The sequence below is a fragment of the Rhizobium sp. RHZ02 genome (assembly GCF_014851575.1).
GTDB lineage: Bacteria > Pseudomonadota > Alphaproteobacteria > Rhizobiales > Rhizobiaceae > Rhizobium > Rhizobium altiplani.
Genome location: NZ_JACUZX010000009.1, coordinates 52,178 through 70,077 on the forward strand (window position 1 = coordinate 52,178; position 17,900 = coordinate 70,077).

21 protein-coding genes are annotated in these 17,900 nt (G+C 60.6%); 9 read left to right on the top strand and 12 right to left on the bottom strand.

Going from position 1 to position 17,900, the window contains the following annotated elements; genetic code table 11:
- Nucleotides 1–40 precede the first annotated feature (40 nt).
- Both cobT and IB244_RS15685 read left to right on the top strand, forming a co-directional pair.
- Nucleotides 41–1,057, top strand: coding sequence for a nicotinate-nucleotide--dimethylbenzimidazole phosphoribosyltransferase (cobT, locus tag IB244_RS15680; protein ID WP_018854782.1), 1,017 nt, complete (start codon nucleotides 41–43; stop codon nucleotides 1,055–1,057).
- Nucleotides 1,058–1,174: 117 nt separating this feature from the next.
- Nucleotides 1,175–1,555 carry a diacylglycerol kinase gene (locus IB244_RS15685; protein ID WP_018854783.1) on the top strand — a complete coding sequence of 127 codons (381 nt, stop codon included), beginning with the start codon at nucleotides 1,175–1,177 and terminating at the stop codon, nucleotides 1,553–1,555.
- 24 nt (nucleotides 1,556–1,579) lie between these two features.
- Here the strand turns inward: IB244_RS15685 and IB244_RS15690 are convergent, their stop codons facing one another.
- The gene (locus tag IB244_RS15690; protein ID WP_192304751.1) at nucleotides 1,580–3,115 is read right to left on the bottom strand and encodes a sensor histidine kinase; all 1,536 of its coding nucleotides are present in this window, start codon (nucleotides 3,113–3,115) and stop codon (nucleotides 1,580–1,582) included.
- Between the two features lie 106 nt (nucleotides 3,116–3,221).
- Here IB244_RS15690 and IB244_RS15695 point away from each other — a divergent pair, with 106 nt between their 5' ends.
- The 3 genes from IB244_RS15695 to IB244_RS15705 all read left to right on the top strand — a co-directional run bounded on the left by IB244_RS15695 (nucleotide 3,222) and on the right by IB244_RS15705 (nucleotide 4,959).
- Nucleotides 3,222–3,758 carry a thermonuclease family protein gene (locus IB244_RS15695; RefSeq protein WP_169680210.1) on the top strand — a complete coding sequence of 179 codons (537 nt, stop codon included), beginning with the start codon at nucleotides 3,222–3,224 and terminating at the stop codon, nucleotides 3,756–3,758.
- A complete protein-coding gene (locus IB244_RS15700; RefSeq protein WP_169680212.1) occupies nucleotides 3,752–4,402 on the top strand; it encodes a uracil-DNA glycosylase family protein in 651 nt (216 codons plus the stop codon). The genes IB244_RS15695 and IB244_RS15700 overlap by 7 nt, the downstream gene beginning before the upstream one ends.
- Before the next feature lie 68 nt (nucleotides 4,403–4,470).
- Nucleotides 4,471–4,959 (top strand): Lrp/AsnC family transcriptional regulator, encoded by a 489-nt coding sequence (locus IB244_RS15705; RefSeq protein ID WP_007533095.1) that lies wholly within the window; start codon nucleotides 4,471–4,473, stop codon nucleotides 4,957–4,959.
- 20 nt (nucleotides 4,960–4,979) lie between these two features.
- On the opposite strand, the gene IB244_RS15710 is transcribed toward IB244_RS15705, so the two are convergent.
- Nucleotides 4,980–5,975, bottom strand: a complete 996-nt coding sequence (locus IB244_RS15710) for an ABC transporter permease (RefSeq protein ID WP_018854787.1) — start codon at nucleotides 5,973–5,975, stop codon at nucleotides 4,980–4,982.
- A 36-nt stretch (nucleotides 5,976–6,011) separates the two neighbouring features.
- Nucleotides 6,012–6,755 carry an ATP-binding cassette domain-containing protein gene (locus IB244_RS15715; RefSeq protein WP_062371073.1) on the bottom strand — a complete coding sequence of 248 codons (744 nt, stop codon included), beginning with the start codon at nucleotides 6,753–6,755 and terminating at the stop codon, nucleotides 6,012–6,014.
- 213 nt (nucleotides 6,756–6,968) lie between these two features.
- On the opposite strand from IB244_RS15715, the gene IB244_RS15720 reads away from it, so the two are divergent.
- Nucleotides 6,969–7,949 (top strand): NAD-dependent epimerase/dehydratase family protein, encoded by a 981-nt coding sequence (locus tag IB244_RS15720; RefSeq protein ID WP_192240579.1) that lies wholly within the window; start codon nucleotides 6,969–6,971, stop codon nucleotides 7,947–7,949.
- 48 nt (nucleotides 7,950–7,997) lie between these two features.
- Nucleotides 7,998–8,987 carry a sugar-binding protein gene (locus tag IB244_RS15725; RefSeq protein ID WP_018854790.1) on the top strand — a complete coding sequence of 330 codons (990 nt, stop codon included), beginning with the start codon at nucleotides 7,998–8,000 and terminating at the stop codon, nucleotides 8,985–8,987.
- 55 nt (nucleotides 8,988–9,042) lie between these two features.
- Here IB244_RS15725 and IB244_RS15730 read toward each other — a convergent pair whose 3' ends face one another.
- Both IB244_RS15730 and IB244_RS15735 read right to left on the bottom strand, forming a co-directional pair.
- The gene (locus IB244_RS15730) at nucleotides 9,043–9,744 is read right to left on the bottom strand and encodes a DNA alkylation repair protein (protein ID WP_192304752.1); all 702 of its coding nucleotides are present in this window, start codon (nucleotides 9,742–9,744) and stop codon (nucleotides 9,043–9,045) included.
- The gene (locus tag IB244_RS15735) at nucleotides 9,741–10,658 is read right to left on the bottom strand and encodes an NAD(P)-dependent oxidoreductase (RefSeq protein WP_312867234.1); all 918 of its coding nucleotides are present in this window, start codon (nucleotides 10,656–10,658) and stop codon (nucleotides 9,741–9,743) included. The genes IB244_RS15730 and IB244_RS15735 overlap by 4 nt, the downstream gene beginning before the upstream one ends.
- A gap of 317 nt (nucleotides 10,659–10,975) precedes the next feature.
- Here IB244_RS15735 and ssuD point away from each other — a divergent pair, with 317 nt between their 5' ends.
- Nucleotides 10,976–12,151: an FMNH2-dependent alkanesulfonate monooxygenase gene (gene ssuD, locus IB244_RS15740; RefSeq protein ID WP_192304756.1), complete on the top strand. Its 1,176-nt coding sequence runs from the start codon at nucleotides 10,976–10,978 to the stop codon at nucleotides 12,149–12,151.
- Between the two features lie 371 nt (nucleotides 12,152–12,522).
- On the opposite strand, the gene IB244_RS15745 is transcribed toward ssuD, so the two are convergent.
- From IB244_RS15745 to IB244_RS15760, 4 genes are all read right to left on the bottom strand, one after another.
- On the bottom strand, nucleotides 12,523–12,999 hold the full coding sequence (locus IB244_RS15745) for an SRPBCC family protein (protein ID WP_192304758.1): 477 nt from the start codon (nucleotides 12,997–12,999) through the stop codon (nucleotides 12,523–12,525).
- Between the two features lie 8 nt (nucleotides 13,000–13,007).
- Nucleotides 13,008–13,340, bottom strand: a complete 333-nt coding sequence (locus IB244_RS15750; protein ID WP_192240584.1) for an ArsR/SmtB family transcription factor — start codon at nucleotides 13,338–13,340, stop codon at nucleotides 13,008–13,010.
- Complete coding sequence (locus IB244_RS15755) at nucleotides 13,337–14,020, bottom strand: glutathione S-transferase family protein (RefSeq protein WP_192304760.1); 684 nt, start codon at nucleotides 14,018–14,020, stop codon at nucleotides 13,337–13,339. Before IB244_RS15755 ends, IB244_RS15750 begins: the two co-directional genes overlap by 4 nt.
- A gap of 98 nt (nucleotides 14,021–14,118) precedes the next feature.
- Complete coding sequence (locus IB244_RS15760; RefSeq protein WP_192304762.1) at nucleotides 14,119–14,934, bottom strand: class I SAM-dependent DNA methyltransferase; 816 nt, start codon at nucleotides 14,932–14,934, stop codon at nucleotides 14,119–14,121.
- A 125-nt stretch (nucleotides 14,935–15,059) separates the two neighbouring features.
- Here IB244_RS15760 and IB244_RS15765 point away from each other — a divergent pair, with 125 nt between their 5' ends.
- Complete coding sequence (locus IB244_RS15765) at nucleotides 15,060–15,782, top strand: DUF2270 domain-containing protein (RefSeq protein ID WP_018854798.1); 723 nt, start codon at nucleotides 15,060–15,062, stop codon at nucleotides 15,780–15,782.
- Nucleotides 15,783–15,800: 18 nt separating this feature from the next.
- On the opposite strand, the gene IB244_RS15770 is transcribed toward IB244_RS15765, so the two are convergent.
- The 3 genes from IB244_RS15770 to IB244_RS15780 all read right to left on the bottom strand — a co-directional run bounded on the left by IB244_RS15770 (nucleotide 15,801) and on the right by IB244_RS15780 (nucleotide 17,857).
- Nucleotides 15,801–16,067, bottom strand: a complete 267-nt coding sequence (locus IB244_RS15770) for an usg protein (protein WP_018854799.1) — start codon at nucleotides 16,065–16,067, stop codon at nucleotides 15,801–15,803.
- Nucleotides 16,068–16,226: 159 nt separating this feature from the next.
- Nucleotides 16,227–17,057, bottom strand: coding sequence for an ABC transporter permease (locus tag IB244_RS15775; protein WP_018854800.1), 831 nt, complete (start codon nucleotides 17,055–17,057; stop codon nucleotides 16,227–16,229).
- Nucleotides 17,054–17,857 carry an ABC transporter permease gene (locus tag IB244_RS15780; protein WP_018854801.1) on the bottom strand — a complete coding sequence of 268 codons (804 nt, stop codon included), beginning with the start codon at nucleotides 17,855–17,857 and terminating at the stop codon, nucleotides 17,054–17,056. The genes IB244_RS15775 and IB244_RS15780 overlap by 4 nt, the downstream gene beginning before the upstream one ends.
- Nucleotides 17,858–17,900 lie beyond the last annotated feature (43 nt).

The following is a 17,900-nucleotide window of genomic DNA, read 5'->3' on the forward strand; positions in this document are numbered from 1 at the left end:
GAAAAGACAAGTTACCGACCAAGACAAGGAAGCCGCATTCATGAGCGTTTCAGGCCTGCCGTTCGACGATTTTCGGGCACTTTTGCGCGATCTGCCGGGACCGGATGCCAGGGCACTTGCTGCCGCGCGCGAGCGCGATGCGCAGTTGACGAAGCCGCCCGGTGCGCTCGGACGGCTTGAGGAAATTGCATTCTGGCTCGCCGCCTGGACGGGCAGGGCGCCTGCAGTGAATCGGCCGCTGGTGGCGATCTTCGCCGGCAACCATGGCGTGACTAGGCAGGGCATCACGCCGTTTCCGCCTGCCGTCACGCAGCAGATGGTCGAGAATTTTGCGGCCGGCGGCGCTGCGATCAATCAGATTTGCGTCGCCTATGACCTCGGGCTGAAAGTCTTCGATCTGGCGCTCGACTATCCGACCGGCGACATTACCGAAGAGCCTGCTTTGTCCGAGCGTGACTGTGCGGCGACCATGGCCTTCGGCATGGAAGCGATCGCTGGCGGTACCGATCTTCTCTGCATCGGTGAGATGGGAATCGGCAACACCACGATCGCAGCGGCGATTAACTACGCCCTTTACGGCGGCACTGCGCGCGATTGGGTTGGTCCGGGCACGGGTTCCGAAGGCGAGATGCTGGAGCGCAAGATCGCAGCCGTTGAGCGGGCCGTTGCGCTCCACAGCGATCATCTGGACGATCCGCTCGAGATCATGCGCCGCCTCGGCGGTCGTGAGATCGCGGCGATGGCGGGAGCGATCCTTGCCGCGCGTGTCGAGAAGATTCCGGTATTGATCGACGGCTACGTCGCAACGGCAGCCGGCGCCATCCTCAAGGCTGCCAATCCTTCGGCGCTCGATCACTGCCTGATCGGCCACGTCTCCGGCGAGCCGGGCCATTTGCGGGCAATCGAAATGCTTGGCAAGACGCCGCTTCTGGCGCTCGGCATGCGGCTCGGCGAGGGGACGGGGGCGGCCCTTGCGGCCGGGATCGTCAAGGCGGCGGCGGCCTGCCATTCCGGCATGGCGACGTTTTCGCAGGCAGGCGTCACCAACAAGCACTGACCTTCAGGTTTGTGACAGGTTGATGACGGAGCCCTTGCCGCGGCGACCGCGAACCGGTATTCGCAATTTCTGACTGGCGGCGACAAGGCCGCCATTGACGGACAACGAGGGCACTTGATGAAACCTGCCGTGACAAAACTCACCGGCATCAGCCACTTTTTTGCAGCCGCCGGCTACTCGCTGGGCGGCTTCAGGCGGTTGATCAGGGAGGCTGCATTCCGGCAAGAACTGCTGTTCTTCGCGTTTTCACTGATCCTCCTGATCGTCGTCGGGGCAACGCTTGCCGAGCTGATGATTGCCGTCGTGCTATTTCTTGCCCTCTTTGCCGTCGAGGCCCTGAACACGGCGATCGAGGAAGTCATCGATAGGATTTCGCCGGAGATTTCCATGGTCGGAAAGCACGCCAAGGATCTCGGCTCCTTCGCCGTCGTCTGCATGATCGTTGCGTGCGGCGTGTTCCTGCTGTTCACGATCGGCAAGCATCTGCTGTTTGGATAGAGGCGCCTGTGGTCGACCAGACGGTCAAGCAAAACTCCGGCGCTTGCGGGAGACCGACGGCGCATCTTCGACCGCCGGGACAGTCTGGAGCACGCGTTTGGCGGGCAGGATGGCGATGACTTCGGTGCCTTCGCGCAGCTTCGATTTGAGGATGAACTGGCCGTCGTGCTTGGCGAGGATCGCCTGAACGATCGGCAGGCCGAGGCCGGTGCCTTGTTCGGCGCTCTTGATCGCGATCGACCCCTGGCCGAAGGCCGAGAGAACCACGGGGATCTCTTCTTCAGGAATCCCGGGGCCATTGTCCTTGATGGAGATGTATTGGCCCCCGCCGGCGGTCCAGCCGACCTTGACGCGGATTTCGCCGCCTTGCGGGGTGAACTTCACGGCATTGGACAGCAGATTGAGGACGACCTGACGCAGTGATTTCTCATCCGCCCAAACGGCCGGCAATTCGGCCTCGAACTGCGGCGAGATGGTGATGTTCTTGCCGCGTGCGCGTAGCTGCACCATGCCGATGCAATCTTCCGAGATGTTCAGCAGCGAGACGGCTTCCTCGCTCAGCTCGTATTTTCCGGCCTCGATGCGCGAGAGGTCTAGGATCTCGTTGATGAGGTTCAGCAGGTGCTCGCCCGAGCGGTGAATGTCGCTGGTGTATTCCTTGTAGGTGGCGTTGTTCAGCGGCCCCATCACCTCGGCGGACATGACTTCCGAGAAGCCGAGGATCGCATTGAGAGGCGTGCGCAATTCGTGCGACATGGATGCAAGGAAGCGCGACTTTGCGAGGTTTGCTTCTTCCGCACGGCGGCGGGCCTCATCGGACATCGACTTTGCGACTTCCAACTCGGCGATCAGGTCGTCCTTCTCGGCCTGATAGGCGAGGATCCTGAGGTTGGACTGGAACAGCCGGTCGCTGATGTAGTTGAAGAGGATAACCGTCGTGGTGAAGACGGCCGTCAGGCTGATCTCGAGGATTCCACGGGAAAGGCCGGCTTGGGCGATCAGTCCGAGGACGACCGGCGCGAAGGTGATGAGCACCGACGGCGTCAGCATGAAGTTCGACATCGCAGTGATCGAGAGCGCGATCAGCAGCGTGGCCCCCTTGTAGAGCAGGAAACTCGAGGGTTCGCATGCCGTGCAGTCCTGCAGGGCAAACACCGCCCAGCAGCAGCCGACCATGAATTGTCCAAACAGGAGAAGGCGGCGCCATTTGCGGGCCGTCGTCGCGTTGATCTCCTGGCCTCGGGCGCGGCGCGCCAGAAATACGTTGGTCGCATGGGCCGTGAGGGTCAGAAGCGCCCACAGAAAGATTTGGGTGTTTTCGGTGAAGTAGACGCCGAGGGCGGCGATGATCATGACGAAGAGCGGGACGATCGACGCGCCCTGCAGGACCGTATTGATATACATTGCCAGCACGTCGCGATCGAAGTTACCGCTTGCGGCGTGGCTCGACTGGAGGCGCTCTCGCGTCAGCCGCACAGCCTTCGACACTGGCTTGTTGCGGTGGCTGCGTGACTTGTCGACGATGTTCTTGTCGGCCGATGTGCTAACGCCAGTACCCATTGTGCACGTTGAAACTTGATCCGCGGTTGTCTAAACCCTAAAGCGCAATCCTTAAGATGGTGTTAGCCATCTTTGCCAAGGATTTGTTTTTTAAGGAGGCGAAAGCGTGACGCGCGGTTTGCGGGTGATGCGCGACGGCGTGACGGCGCTGGCTCTGCTGGCATTCCTGTGGCTGATTGCAGCCAAGCTGAATGATGACGCGGCAACGGTCTATGCCGGCCAGTTTCATGCGGCTGACGGCGACAGCCTGAACATAGGCGGCGATCGGATGCGGCTATACGGTATCGACGCGCCCGAGCTCAGCCAGACATGCGAGCGTGCGGGCAGCGAATGGGCGTGCGGGCGGGAGGCGAAGCAGGCGTTGCAAGCCCTTGTCAGGGCCGCCGATACGCAGTGCAGGGGAACCGAACGGGACCGTTTCGATCGCCTGCTGGTGGTCTGCCATGCTGGCGGGGCGGATCTCAACGCCACGATGGTGCGCAAGGGCATGGCGGTATCCTACGGAGCGTATGGTGACGAGGAGGCGCGGGCGAGGGCGCAGAAGGTCGGGCTCTGGGCGGGCACCTTCGAGATGCCGCGAAGCGTACGCGACCATGCGCCGCGACCAGTTGCACGAGGTGTCCTGGGGTTGCTCGGATGGTGATTGCAAGAGGTGCGCCGGACGACGCGGCGCTCGATAGTCTTCGGCAGGAGATTGGGGCGTGCCGCATCTGTCGTGACACGCCGCTTGGCGGTGCGAACGCTCGTCTGCCGCACGAGCCGCGGCCGGTTGCAGTGATGTCGTCGAAGGCGAGGATCCTGATCGCGGGGCAGGCGCCCGGCCTCAAGGTTCATGAGAGCGGCATTCCCTTCAATGATGCATCCGGCGACCGGTTGCGCGACTGGCTGAGGGTGGATCGGGAGACGTTCTACGACCCCGACTGTTTCGCCATCGTGCCGATGGGCTTCTGTTTTCCCGGCTATGACTCGAAGGGAAGCGACCTGCCGCCGCGGCGTGAATGTGCGCCGCATTGGCGGAGCAGGGTCATATCGGCTATGCCGCAGATCGAGCTTGTCCTTGCAGTCGGCCAATATGCGCAGGCGTGGCACATGGGCGCGGAGCGCAGCGAGAATATGACGGAGACGGTGCGAGCCTGGCGAACGACGCTGTCGAAGGTCCGCATGCCTGGCATCTTGCCGCTGCCTCATCCGAGCTGGCGCAATACCGGATGGATCAAGCGCAACCCGTGGTTCGAGACGGAGTTGTTGCCTGTGCTGCGAGAGCGGGTTGCCTCATTGCTGCGCTGAAACAAAATTCTTTTAAACTGCCGGAATCACGCTATACAAAGAAAATAAATTCGAAAGGGCTTTTCCGTATGGACCGTCTCGACCGCAAAATCCTGCGCCTGTTGCAGGAGGATTCGACTTTGGCTGTTGCCGATCTCGCCAAGAAGGTCGGGCTGTCCACGACACCCTGCTGGCGGCGCATCCAGAAGATGGAAGAGGATGGCGTGATCAAGCGCCGCGTCGCCATCCTTGACCCGGAAAAGGTCAACACAAAGGTCACGGTTTTTGTCTCGATCCGCACCGCAACACACTCGATCGAGTGGCTGCGGCGTTTTTCGGAAGTCGTTGCCGATTTTCCCGAGGTGGTCGAGTTCTATCGCATGAGCGGCGACGTGGACTACCTTCTGCGGGTGGTCGTGCCTGACATTGCCGCCTATGACGCCTTCTACAAGCGGATGATCGCAAAGATCGAGATTCGCGACGTGTCTTCCGCCTTCGCGATGGAGCAGATCAAGTATTCGACGCAGTTGCCGCTCGATTACATGATCCTCGACAACGCGAAGTCGAACGAGGACTGATACGAGAGCCGCGGCAGTTGCTAGTCGCTCTGCCGCAGGTTCCTGAGCCGGTCAAACAGAACCGCGAGAACGATCGCGCCGCCGATGAAGGTGCCCTGCCAGAAGGCGTTGATGCCGAGCAGGCCGAGGCTGTTGCGGATGACCTCGATCAACGCGGCGCCGACAATGGCGCCGAAGGCGGTGCCGACGCCACCTGCAAGATTGGCGCCGCCGATGACGGCTGCGGCGATGACCTGCAGTTCCATCCCTGCACCGATGTTCGTGGTTACGGCACCCAGCCATCCGGTCTGGATGATGCCGGCGACACCGGCTGATAGAGCCGAGATCATATAGACCGCGACTTTGATCTTCCTGACAGGCACGCCCGTCAGCGTGGCTGCATGCTCGTTTCCACCAATCGCGAAGACATAACGGCCGAAGCGCGTCCAGCGCAGCACGAAGCCGGTCAGCAGCGCCAGCACGGCCATGTAAAGGACCGGATTGGCGATGCCGAGCCATGCGCCGCCGCCAAGCGCTAGCAGCTTGTCGTGATCCGGGCCGAACTGGAAGACGACGGTATTGTTGGAGGCCACCATTGCGAGGCTGCGGGCAATTGACAGCATGCCAAGGGTGACGACGAACGGCGGGAATCCGAGATAGGCAATCAACAGGCCGTTGAAGGCGCCGACCACCAGCGCCGTGCCGATCGAGGCCGCAATGCCGGTCCCGATCCCATAGCCGGCATGCATCGTAACCGCCAACACCATACTGCAGAGGCAAAGAACCGACCCAACGGACAGATCGATGCCTCCGGTGATGATGACCAGCGTCATGCCGAGAGCAATGATGGCGACAAAGGTGACGTTGCGGGTGATGTTGTAGAGATTGGTGGGGGTGGCGAAGGAGCTCGTGGCGAAGGACAGGAAGATGCAGGCGATGATGACGGCGACGAGGACCCAGAAGGTCTGGCTCGCGAACACGGACGAGAACCAGTTGCGCTGCCTTTGCGCTATCGTCTGATCGAGGGTTATTGCCATGGTCGACCTTCACTTACGTTAGGGAGCGGCTGCCAGTCACACCTGTTCGATTGCGCCTGTTATGAGCCCGGTGACTTCCTCCGGCGAACTCGCCGTTATCGGCTTGTCGGCAACCTTGCGCCCGCGCCGCATGACGATCACCCGATCGGCGACCGAGAAAACGTCAGGCATGCGGTGGCTGATGAGAATGACCGCGATGCCGCGATCGCGCAGTTGACGGATGTGAGCAAGAACCTCGGCAACCTGGCGAACCGAGATGGCGGCGGTAGGCTCGTCCATGAGCACGAGCTTCGCTTCCGCCAGCATGGTGCGAGCGATTGCGACGGCCTGGCGCTGACCACCCGACATCTGCTTCACCAGATCTCGCGGCCGCGTCTCCGATTTCAGTTCCTTGAAGATTTCGCCGGCGCGCTTGTACATCGTCTTGTAATCGAGAATGCGCATGGGGCCGTAACCACGGCGCATCTCGCGGCCGAGGAACACGTTCGCTGCGGCCGTCAGATTGTTGCAGAGCGCCAGGTCCTGGTGGACGATCTCGATGCCCCGCTGCCGGGCCTCGACTGGTCGATGCAGAATGAGGTCGTTGCCGTCGAGCCGCATCGTTCCATGGCTCGGACGGAAATTGCCCGCGATCATTTTCACGAGCGTCGATTTGCCGGCGCCGTTATCGCCCATCAATCCGACGACTTCTCCCGCTTCCAGTAAAAACGAAACGTCGTTGACCGCCTGTATGGCGCCGAAATGTTTGGAGATGTTGGCGAGCTCAAGAACTGCCACCAGCCGTCTAGCCTCCCAAAGCGCGACCCTTTCTTGGGGCCGCTGATTCGCTCGCCAGTTTCCTCCCTGCGAGCGCTTACAACATTTACCCAGAACCGTGCGAAACCGTCAATCGGATGCTGCTAATTTACCGTCTTTGTTACAATTACTCGTTTCATACTACAATTCGATTGACGCGCGGAGGTCTCTGTATATTAGCTGTTAACGGAGGAGAGCATGCTGATCCTTGTCACCGGTGCAACGGGCAAGGTCGGGCAGCGCTTCATCGGGGGGCTGCTCGACGATCCGCGATTTTCCAAGGCGCGCATTCGCGCGCTTTGTCATAATCGCTTGTGCCCGGAAAACGAGCGCGTCGAAGCTGTGCGAGGCTCAATCAGCGATCGAGGGGCCGTGTCGAATGCGCTTGCCGGCGTCACGCATGTCGTGCATCTCGCGACATGCAAGGAAACGCCTGAAGATGTCATGGACGTCACCGTCAAGGGACTTTTCTGGCTGCTCGAGGGCTTCAGGACGAGCGCTACTGCGCGCCAATTCATTCTTATCGGCGGCGATGCAGGGATAGGGCACTTTTTCTATCGCCATGAAGCGCCAATCACAGAGGCTACGCCTCACCAGGCCTATCCCGGCTGCTATGCGCTGTCGAAGGTGCTGGAAGAGGTGATGCTGGAGCAGTTCCAGATACAGTATGGCATAAACGGCTGCTGCTTGCGCGCGCCCTGGATCATGGAGAAGGACGACTTCAAGTTCACCTTGTCGTTCGGCGACGATGTTTTCGGCGGGCCGGACTGGAAGACACTCGTGCCGCGGGCTGATGCGGAGCGCTATCAGCGGGAGCGGACGGTGCCGTTGTTGCGCGATGCCGACGGCAGGCCGCTGAAGCGCAATTTCGTTCACGTTGACGATCTGGTTTCGGCGATCCTCGCGTCGCTCGACAATCCGCGCGCGCGAGGTCAGCTGTTCAACATCTGCATGGACCGACCTGTCGACTACGGCGAGGTTGCCGCCCACCTTTCGCGGACGCGCGGCCTCGGTGCGGTCGATATACCGAGCCAGTTCCATTCCAACTGGATGGACAACAGCAAGGCGAAATACCTGCTCGAATGGCGGCCCGTCTACGATCTGGAAATGCTAATCGACTCGGCCTGGGGGTATGTGCGTTTGGAGGAGGATCCTCGCATCGTCTGGTATCCGGGTTGATCATGTGGCGGACGATGGCGTCCGCCATTTTTTCAATGGGAGGAAGCTATGAGGAAGGCATTATTGCTTACAGCCGCGGTGCTGGCGCTGACGGCGGGACAGGCGCTGGCGGCCAAGAAACAGTTGGTCATCGTTGTGAAAGGCCTCGACAACCCGTTCTTCGAGGCAATCAACCAAGGCTGCCAGAAGTGGAACAAGGAAAACGCCAGCTCCGAATACGAGTGCTTCTACACTGGCCCTGCATCGACTTCGGATGAAGCCGGCGAAGCGCAAATCGTTCAGGACGTGTTGGGCAAGGCGGAAACGGTGGCCATCGCCATTTCTCCGTCGAACGCCAAACTGATCGCTCAGACGCTGAAGACGGCAAATCCCAAGGTTCCCGTGATGACGCTCGACGCCGACCTTGCGGCGGAAGATTCAGCACTGCGCAAGACCTATCTCGGCACCGATAACTATCTGATGGGCGCGCGCATCGGCGAGTACATCAAGAAGGCCAAGCCGCAGGGCGGCAAGATCTGCACGATCGAAGGCAACCCGGGTGCCGACAACATTCTGCGGCGCGCGCAGGGGATGCGTGACACCCTGACCGGCCAGAAAGGCCTGACCGCGCTGAAAGGCGAGGGCGGGTGGACCGAAGTTGCCGGTTGCCCGGTCTTCACGAACGACGATGGCGCCAAAGGCGTTCAGGCCATGACCGACATTCTCCAGGCAAACCCCGATCTCGATGCTTTCGGGATTATGGGCGGCTGGCCGCTGTTCGGCGCGCCGCAGCCCTATCGCGACCTGTTCAAGCCGATGGCCGAAAAGATCGGCAAGAACGAGTTCGTGATCGGTGCGGCCGACACGATCGGTGATGAAGTCGCGATCGCCAAGGAAGGTCTCGTCACCGCTCTTGTCGGCCAGCGGCCGTTCGAAATGGGCTACAAGGCACCGTCAGTGATGATGGACCTGATCGCCGGCAAGACGGTCCCGGATCCAGTCTTCACCGGCCTCGATGAGTGCACCAAGGATACGGTCGATACCTGCATCCAGAAATAGTGGGGGGAAGGACGGCGGGCGGATACCATCATCCGCTCGCTGTCTTTTACAGCGATTATCGCGTTGCCGACTTTCGCTCGAGCCTCGCGATGACCTTCTCGCTTTTGAGTTCCCGGACGGTGTCCTTGCCGATCCAGCGCGCGGTCCGGTCGTCGGATGCGGCAAGTCGTTCCGCGACTGTGCATGCGCGAGCATGGCAATGCAGGTTGCGTTTGCCGATGTTTCGCAGCGCCCAGTTCACCGCCTTGCGTACGAAATTGCGCGGGTCGCGAGCGTGCGCGTCTATGAGTGGAAGCCAGGCAAGGATCGTGTCGTCCGGCTCATTCTTCAGATGCACGGCTGCGCTGGCAATCATCGCAAAGGCAGTTCGCCGAACGAACTCGCGATCGTCGGCTGCGAATTCAGGTATGAGCGCCTTGAGACCAGCCTTGACGTAGAGGTCTGCCGCCGTATCGACGATTTCCCACGAGTGAAAGTCATCGGACCATGTTCTGGCGAGGTCTGCCGTGAGCTTCTGCGGTTCGGCCGTATAGAGCGCTAGCAGGCGCGCTTCGCGGATGTTGCCTTGCCACAACTCCAGCGCACGGCCGTTACTTTGCTTCACCGTTCGGGCGATCTTTCGGAGATCCGGATTGGAGATGCCGAGCGCCGTTTCGGTGACGATGCCGAAACGGGCCATGCCTGATATGCTTTCCTCCGAGCGCAGCGTTTGCAGATGCGCAATCAGCTCCGCGCTGCTGGAGGAGGGACCGATCATTTTTCGAGACGGGCCAGGAGCGAGGACGTATCCCAGCGATTGCCGCCCATGGCCTGGACGTCACCATAGAATTGGTCGACCAAGGCCGTCACCGGCAGCTTCGCGCCGTTGCGGCGTGCCTCGTTGAGCACGATCCCGAGATCCTTGCGCATCCAGTCGATGGCAAAGCCGAAGTCGTACTTGCCTGCATTCATCGTTTTGTGCCGGTTCTCCATCTGCCAGGAGCCGGCAGCACCCTTGGAGATAACCTCGACGACCTTCTCGATGTCGAGGCCGGCGCGCTTGCCGAAGTGAATGCCCTCCGCGAGCCCTTGGACGAGGCCGGCGATGCAGATCTGGTTGATCATCTTGGTCAGCTGACCGGCACCCGCCGGTCCCATGAGGCCGACCATCCGGGCGTAGGCATCGATCACCGGCTTTGCCTTGTCAAAGATGGCCTCGTCACCACCGCACATGACGGTCAAGACGCCGTTCTCGGCGCCGGCCTGTCCACCCGATACCGGGGCATCGATAAAGGCGCAGCCCTTGTCTTTCGCGGCGGCATCGAGCTCGCGGGCAACTTCCGCGCTCGCGGTCGTGTTGTCGATCAGGATTGAACCCGGCTTCATCGTCTTGAGAACGCCGTCCTCGCCTATTGTCACCGAACGGAGATCATCGTCGTTGCCGACGCAGGTAAAGACGAAATCCGCATCCTTGGCCGCTTCGGCGGGTGTTGGGGCCGATTTGCCGCCGAACTTCTCCGCCCAGGCCGCCGCCTTCGATGCAGTCCGGTTATAGACGGTAACGTCATGGCCGCCCTTCACCTTGAGATGGCCAGCCATGGGAAACCCCATTACGCCAAGACCGATGAATGCGACTTTTGCCATGTTCCAATCCTCTCCTGAATGCCGGGCATGAGGATTAGCGGAAAGCACGGCGCGCGGAAAGCCGTCGAAGTGCGGGTTGCATCGTGGCGGAAAAATTTTCTCCGAAAGCGGCAATTGCCGGTTCGGATAATCCGGCGAGCCTCGAAAGAAAATAATTACAAATGTCGATCGATTTGATGGGTTTTGTCAAGATTGCAACGAGACACTGGAGCGCCGAGAGCGGCTGACTTCCGGAAAGGGAAGACGATGATTTTACGACGTCAAACACTGGGGCATTTCAGCATGGCACCGTCCTGAACACCGACGACGGGCGCCTTGCACGCAAAGCAAAGCTAATTCAATTCCGACTAGAAGGCATCATTTCCATGACCGGCAAACACGATCCCATCAATTTCCTCTGGTTCATCCCGACCTCTGGGGATGGTGCCTATCTCGGTTCGAACGAGCAGACGCGCGCGCCGGAAATCGGTTATCTCACCCAGATTGCCCAGGCGGCTGATCGCCTTGGGTACTCCGGCGTGCTGCTGCCGACGGGCGTTGCCTGTGAAGAATCCTTCGTGACAGCGGCAGCGCTTGCCGCCAAGACCGAGAAGCTGCAGTTTCTGGTGGCAATCCGTCCGGGTACGGCATCACCCGCATACTACGCGCGTCTAACGACGACGTTGGACCGTATTTCGAACGGGCGCCTGCTGCTCAACATCGTCGTCGGCGGCAGTCCGGCGGAGCTTGCCGGCGACGGCATTCATTTGGCGCACGACGAGCGCTATGCCCATGCCGATGAGTTCTTCACGGTCTTCGAAGAGCTGCTCGAAAAGGGTGTCGCGAGTTACGACGGGAAATACATCAAGGCGACGAATGCGAAGCTTGGCTTTCCATCGGTGCAGAACCCGCGGCCGCCCCTGTACTTCGGCGGTTCGTCGGATGCCGGTATCGACTTCTCGGTCGGTCGCGTCGACAAGTACCTGACCTGGGGCGAGCCACCGGCTCAGGTTGCCGAAAAGGTTCAAAAGGTGCGGGCTGCCGCGGCGAACAAGGGGCGCGAGGTCAGCTTCGGCATTCGCCTGCATTTCATCGTCCGCGAAACCGATGAGGTAGCATGGGCAGCGGCCGATCGCCTGATCTCGAAACTCGACGACGAGACGATCCGCGAGGCACAGGAGCGCTTCGTCAAGGAATCCGACTCCGTCGGCCAGCAGCGTATGGCGGCCCTGCACGGTGGCCGGCGCGACAAGCTGGAAGTGTCGCCGAACCTTTGGGCCGGTGTCGGCCTGGTGCGCGCCGGGGCAGGGACAGCACTTGTCGGGTCGCCGAAGACCGTGGCCGCCCGCCTGCGGGAATATCAGGACGTCGGTATCGATACAGTCATCGGATCCGGTTATCCGCATCTCGAGGAGGCCTATCGCGTTGCCGAGCTACTGTTCCCGGAACTCGGGATCACGCGCGAAGAGCAGCGGCACGGCTTCCAGAGCGATCTCGGCAAGCATCAGGTCTTCGGTGGCGGCAGCCATGGCGGAAACCTCAAAGTGGTGTCCGGCTCCTGATGTGGCAACCGGCGCCGTCTGCTGTCCGGCGGCGCTCTTTCATCGACGACGCACCTGCCGACCATGCTCGCCGGATAACTGCGTCGACCGGTGGTGCTGGCTTAGGTACAGCCCGGCCTCTTCCGGCTAGTGCACCAACGCGTTGACTGTGACAATCAGGAGAAAGGCAGCGATAACCAGGGACGCTCCCCAGGCAACCGTGCGATTGGCCCGGGCCAGGACGCTTGGCCTGGGGCCGCGCTTGGGATTGAATTTCGGCCGCCGCTTGAGCGTGGATCCGGTTTGTGTGTGCCGTTTATCTGCAGTCATACTGCCTCGCCTGCGGCCGTGAGATGCCGAGGCGCCAACCTAGCATGAAACCGGTTCAAGATTTAGTGCGCTGTGCTGCCGTCGCGCTCGACAAACGCCTGGATGCGATCGACCAGAATTTCCGTTCCCTGCCGTCGCGAGCCACCGTCGGTATAGTCATCGAGGAAGACGACCTGTTCCGTAAAGAGCATGGTTGTTCCTGATGGCGTCGCTTCGAAGGTGATCGTCGCAAGCGATGCCGAAATGCGGGTTTCGCCGAGCTTCATGTCATAGGCATAGATGATGCGGGCCTGCGGCACGATATCGAGATAGCGCGCCTCGTAGGCATGCAGCTCGCCGTCGCTGTCAGCGACGCGATTGCGCTCCTGGCCGCCGACGCGGAACTCTAGGCTGTATTCGATGGGGACCCACTCGTCGTGGCATGCAAACCACTGCCGCTTGGCCTCCGCATCGGCCCAGGCGGCAAACACCCGTGAGACCGGCGCCCGCATCTTTCGCTCGATTGCGAATGTCTCGTGCATGGCGGAATGTCTTGTCATGTCGTTCGTCACTCCGGTTGGTCGTCCGAGAGAAATCGTTCAAGTCGGTCAAAGCGGGCGTTCCAACTTGCCTTGTGTTCGGCAAGCCAGCGTTCGACCTGGCCCAATGCGCCTGCTTCCAGGCGATAGGTCCGCACGCGGCCGCTCTTTTCGGAACGGACAAGGCCGCTCCTCTCCAGCACGGCGAGGTGTTTCATAACGGTCGGCAGCGCCATCGACAGAGGTTCCGCAAGCTCGGACACCGAAGCTGGCCCGCGGCCGAGACGGTCGACCATCCCGCGCCGGCTGCGGTCCGAAAGCGCGTGGAACATCTCATCGAGTGCGGCGGGTTCGTCCATCATATAGAGGCTTCGTCCGGCCGGAAGCGTGCGGGTAGCCGTTCCCGGTAGGGATAGAATCTGAAATACGGTCGCGCTTCTTCAAGGACCCGTGCAAAGGACGGGCGCGCCAGAAGCCTGTCATAGTAAGCCCGCAGGCTTGGCTGGCCGGCGAAAGGAACAAGGGTCTCTGCATAGAAGAGGGCGGGCGCCGCGGCGCAATCGGCCATGGTGTAGCTATCCCCTGCGATCCAAGGGTGTTCGCCGAGTTGCTGCTCGATCATGCCGTAGGCCTTGCGCAGCGCCGCCTCGGCACTGGCCACGCGGCTCGGATCGCCGCCGCCGCGCAGACGTTCGGCAACGATCTGTTGCATCGGTTCCTGCACGTGCAGGTCAAAGAAGCGATCCCACAGGCGGACTTCGAGCGCTTTGTCGAGATCGCCTGGGATGAGGGTCGTCGCACCCGGATAGTAGCGATCGAGATACTCGATGATGATCGTCGTTTCAGGGACAGTGCGGTTGCGTGCCTCATCGCGCAGCACCGGCATCTTTCCGAGTGGCCAGACGCTGAGGAACGCGGCTCTCGATGCCTCGTTTCCGAGATCGACATGGACGGGCTCGAAGGGCGTGTCGTTCTCGTAAAGGGCGATCAGGACCTTATGGCAGAAGGATGCAAGCGGATGACTGTGGAGGAAGAGCGACATGCGGCCGGCCTTTCACGTTGTTTTAAAACTTGCGTGAATGGCTAAGTATCAGGGCGCCGCTTCGCTGGCAACAGGAAAGTTGCGTGGATGGCTAAGTATTAAGACAGCCGCGCAATCACCAGGTGGCCCGGGCTCGGATTGCCTTCCTGCATGCGAACGTTGATCTCTCGCATCTCGACGAGCTCGAATCCCGTCGCTGCGAGGCGTTCGCGAATATAAGCTGCCGAATGCAAAAAGCGCTGATGCGGGCCGACCATGTAGGGTTGGCCATTTGCGGAGGCTTCGGGCAGTTCCTCGGATGAAAAGATGAAGAAACCGCCGGGGTTCAGGTTTTCCGCGACGCCGAAGAACAGCGGTTCGAGCGCGCCGAGATAGGGTAGGACGTCAGTCGCGGTAACGAGATCGAACGGATCCTCGTCATTGTCTTCGAGAAAGTCCTCGACCTCAGCGACGAAGAGCGTCTCGTAGAGCTCCTTCTCGTGGGCGATCTCGACCATGTTTTCGGAAATGTCGATGCCGGTCATGTCCTCGCAGAGGTCGCTGAGCGCGCTGCCGGTGAGGCCAGTGCCACAGCCGAGGTCGAGCATGCGCTTGAAGGGGCCAAGGTTCAGCTCCTGCAGGCGCTGGCGCACCATCATCGGCACGTGGTAGCCGAGCTGTTCGACGAGAACGTCCTCGAAGACTTCGGCGTGCTGATCGAACAGGGTCTCGACATAGGCGTCCGGCGCCTTGGGTGGCGTCTCGCCGCGTCCCATGGAGGCGATCCGGACGGCGGCGCCGCCATGATCCTCGGGGTCGATGGCCAGGACCTCTTCATAGGCCTTTACGGCGGCATCGACATCTCCCGCCTTCTCGAGGGCAAGAGCCCGGTTATAGGCTTCCGCGAGTGCGTCTTCGTCGATCTTCTCGGCCATAGCAATTCACCATCGTTTTAATTCCAGAGCTGCGTCTACGGCGACTGATTGTCTTTTGCAATGGCGACGTTCGAGGCGCAGAATAAGGATCCTCTAATGGATAAGAACAAAATGGAGGAAATACCATGGTGGCCGAAATCAGTAAGGCGAACTTCGAGATAGAGCTGGATAGTCCGCGACCAGCGCTGCCGGCAACGCCAGGCGAGATCACGAATACGCTCAGCCACTATTATCGGGGAGAGCTCGGCCGGATGATAAGCTGGCGCGATCGCATCGACCGAACATCGAATTGGGCGATCACGGTCTCGGCGGCGCTGCTTTCGGTTTCACTGTCGACGCCGACCTCGCACCATGGCGTGCTGCTTTTCGGGATGATGCTGATCACCCTGCTGTTGCTCATCGAAGCGCGCCGATACCGCTTCTTCGATATCTACCGCGCCCGAGTACGGAAGCTGGAGCGGGGCTATTTCGCGCAGATTCTTGCGCCGAACGGCGAATCCAGACCCGATTGGGCCGGCGCGATCGCGAGGAGCTTGCGCAAGCCGCAATTTCTCTTGAGCTACCCCGGCGCGGTCAAGCGGCGACTGCGCCGCAACTATTGCTGGATGTATTTTATCCTGTTGCTCGCATGGTGTCTGAAGATCACCACGCCGAAGCTCCAGGCAGAGGGCAATCCGCTGACGCAGACGCATTCATGGACTTACGTAGTCGAGAACGCGGCACTTGGGCCGATCCCGGGCTGGGCCGTGCTCTGCCTGGTTGGCTTGGGCTATGCCGGTATCCTCTACGGCACACTGCATCGGGAGATGGACGAAGACGAGTTCGTCAAAGGGGAGGCTCATGTCTGACCGGCTTTTGCAGCGTGATCAGTTGATGGTGAACTCGCCTCTCAGCGCCCGCCATTCGGTGGCCGAGATGAGTTTGCGGTGAATGTAGCGGACCGAATGCAGCGGTCCGTCGAGCTTCTCCTGCCAGAACTTCAGGAAGCTGCGCATTTCCGGAAAATCCGGTGCAAGGTCGTAGTCCTGCCAGATGTATGTCTGTAGGATCGTTTGATGATCCGGCATCCGGTAGATGATTTGGGCCGTCGTGAGGCCGTAGCCCTGAAGCTGCCTTTCCATGTCCTTGTGCATCGTCGTCTCGCTTCTGGTTCCATTGATCGCTCATTAGCGATCAATGAAATGGAACCACTACATGCTTAACCGAAGCTTGACGAATTGCTAGTGCCTCAGGAATTTCTTTTGCAATTTCAAATCGTTGGCAGCTCTCATCGGCGAGTGCTGCCACGTTGTTCAGCGCTTCAGGTGGCGGGTGAGGCGGCGCTCGATCCATGCCCAGAGATGCCGCAGGGCTTCGACCATGGTGAGGTAGAAAATCGCTGCCCAAAGGTAGGTCTGGTAATCGAAGGTGCGCGAGAAGGCGTAGCGCGTTTCACCCATCAGGTCGAGAACGGTGATGATGGCGACGACCGCAGAGCCCTTGATCAGCAGGATGATCTCGTTGCCGTAGGGCCGCAAGGCGACAATCAGCGCCTGCGGCAAGAGGATCTTGCGGAAGGCGATGACCTTGTGGATGCCAAGCGAGGCGGCGGCTTCGTGCTGGCCGCGCGGAACGCTCTGGATGGCGCCACGCAGGATTTCAGCCTGGTAGGCGGCCGTGTTGATGGTCATCGCAAACAGACCGCAATACCAGGCATCGCGGAAGAACCACCAGAGGCCGACGGTTTCCAGCTGCGGACGGAAACTGCCCAGGCCGTAGTAAATGAGGAAGAGCTGTGCCAGCAGCGGCGTGCCGCGGAACACATAGACGTAGCAGTAGGCGATGCCGTTGATGAACCTGTTCTTGGACATGCGGGCAAAGGCCAACGGCAGCGACAAGATGGCGCCGAAGAATACCGAGATCACCACCAAGGCAATCGTCGTATACAGACCATGCAGGTAGCGGGGACCGTAGCGGGTGAACTTCTCCGGATCCCAACCGGTCACGACCATCGTGAGCAGTGCGGCAGCCAGGACGATCCAGAGAGCGACGACAACGTATCCGGTAATGCGCGCAGCGGTGACTGGCCTGTGCGCTTGCTTCGGAGCCGGCTGCGCCGGAATGAGCGTCTGGGCGTGGCTCATCGGCTGATCTCCGAACGCTTGGCCCACCGTTCTATGTAGCGAAGGCCGAAGGAGGAAATGATGGCGAGGCCGAGATAGAGAGCGCAGGCGACGGTATAGAACAGGAATGCCTGTTTAGTGACCTTAACGGCGACGCCGGTCTGCCGCAGGATATCGGCAAGGCCAATGATCGAGACGTAGGACGTATCCTTGAGCAGGATCATCCAGAGGTTCACCAGGCCGGGAAGGGCGATGCGCACTAGTTGCGGCAACACGATCAGGCGCAACGTGCGCCCACGATGAAAGCCCAGTGCGTCCCCGGCTTCGTACTGGCCTTTCGGGATGGCGCGGAAAGCCGAGAGCAGCACCTCCGAGCAATAGGCGGAAAATACAATCGACAGCGCGATCACGCCCGCCAAGAAAGCGTTGATTTCGATCCGGCCGTCATAGCCCATGGAGGCGAGGACGGACTGGATCAGGATCTGCATGCCGTAATAGATGATGAACAGTGTCAGCAGTTCCGGCAGGCCACGGAAGATCGTGGTGTAGATGCCGGCCGCAAGGCGGACCGATTTCTCTTCCGATTGCTGGCCGAGTGCGACGAGGAAGCCGATGACAAGTCCGATTGGAAGGGTAACCAGAGCGACCGCAACTGTGACCTTGAGGCCGGCGGCGATCTCATCGCCCCAACCGGTGTCGCCACAGGCCAGGATCGTCGAGGAACCGAACCACGTGAAGAGTCCTGCGGGTCCGCAAAGCGGATCGAAGATATGCCCAATCCAGGCCCAGAATGGACCTAGCGCGGAAAATAATCCGCCCATGCCAGTTTTCCCCTCGCGGTTTCTACCGCTTTGATCTTTCTAT

Coding starts and splice junctions, on each gene's coding strand:
- cobT (WP_018854782.1), top strand. CDS start 41: ATGAGCGTTTCAGGCCTGCCGTTCGACGATTTTCGGGCACTTTTGCGC.
- IB244_RS15685 (WP_018854783.1), top strand. CDS start 1,175: ATGAAACCTGCCGTGACAAAACTCACCGGCATCAGCCACTTTTTTGCA.
- IB244_RS15690 (WP_192304751.1), bottom strand. CDS start 3,115: ATGGGTACTGGCGTTAGCACATCGGCCGACAAGAACATCGTCGACAAG.
- IB244_RS15700 (WP_169680212.1), top strand. CDS start 3,752: ATGGTGATTGCAAGAGGTGCGCCGGACGACGCGGCGCTCGATAGTCTT.
- IB244_RS15705 (WP_007533095.1), top strand. CDS start 4,471: ATGGACCGTCTCGACCGCAAAATCCTGCGCCTGTTGCAGGAGGATTCG.
- IB244_RS15710 (WP_018854787.1), bottom strand. CDS start 5,975: ATGGCAATAACCCTCGATCAGACGATAGCGCAAAGGCAGCGCAACTGG.
- IB244_RS15720 (WP_192240579.1), top strand. CDS start 6,969: ATGCTGATCCTTGTCACCGGTGCAACGGGCAAGGTCGGGCAGCGCTTC.
- IB244_RS15725 (WP_018854790.1), top strand. CDS start 7,998: ATGAGGAAGGCATTATTGCTTACAGCCGCGGTGCTGGCGCTGACGGCG.
- IB244_RS15730 (WP_192304752.1), bottom strand. CDS start 9,744: ATGATCGGTCCCTCCTCCAGCAGCGCGGAGCTGATTGCGCATCTGCAA.
- ssuD (WP_192304756.1), top strand. CDS start 10,976: ATGACCGGCAAACACGATCCCATCAATTTCCTCTGGTTCATCCCGACC.
- IB244_RS15745 (WP_192304758.1), bottom strand. CDS start 12,999: ATGACAAGACATTCCGCCATGCACGAGACATTCGCAATCGAGCGAAAG.
- IB244_RS15750 (WP_192240584.1), bottom strand. CDS start 13,340: ATGATGGACGAACCCGCCGCACTCGATGAGATGTTCCACGCGCTTTCG.
- IB244_RS15755 (WP_192304760.1), bottom strand. CDS start 14,020: ATGTCGCTCTTCCTCCACAGTCATCCGCTTGCATCCTTCTGCCATAAG.
- IB244_RS15760 (WP_192304762.1), bottom strand. CDS start 14,934: ATGGCCGAGAAGATCGACGAAGACGCACTCGCGGAAGCCTATAACCGG.
- IB244_RS15765 (WP_018854798.1), top strand. CDS start 15,060: ATGGTGGCCGAAATCAGTAAGGCGAACTTCGAGATAGAGCTGGATAGT.
- IB244_RS15770 (WP_018854799.1), bottom strand. CDS start 16,067: ATGCACAAGGACATGGAAAGGCAGCTTCAGGGCTACGGCCTCACGACG.
- IB244_RS15775 (WP_018854800.1), bottom strand. CDS start 17,057: ATGAGCCACGCCCAGACGCTCATTCCGGCGCAGCCGGCTCCGAAGCAA.
- IB244_RS15780 (WP_018854801.1), bottom strand. CDS start 17,857: ATGGGCGGATTATTTTCCGCGCTAGGTCCATTCTGGGCCTGGATTGGG.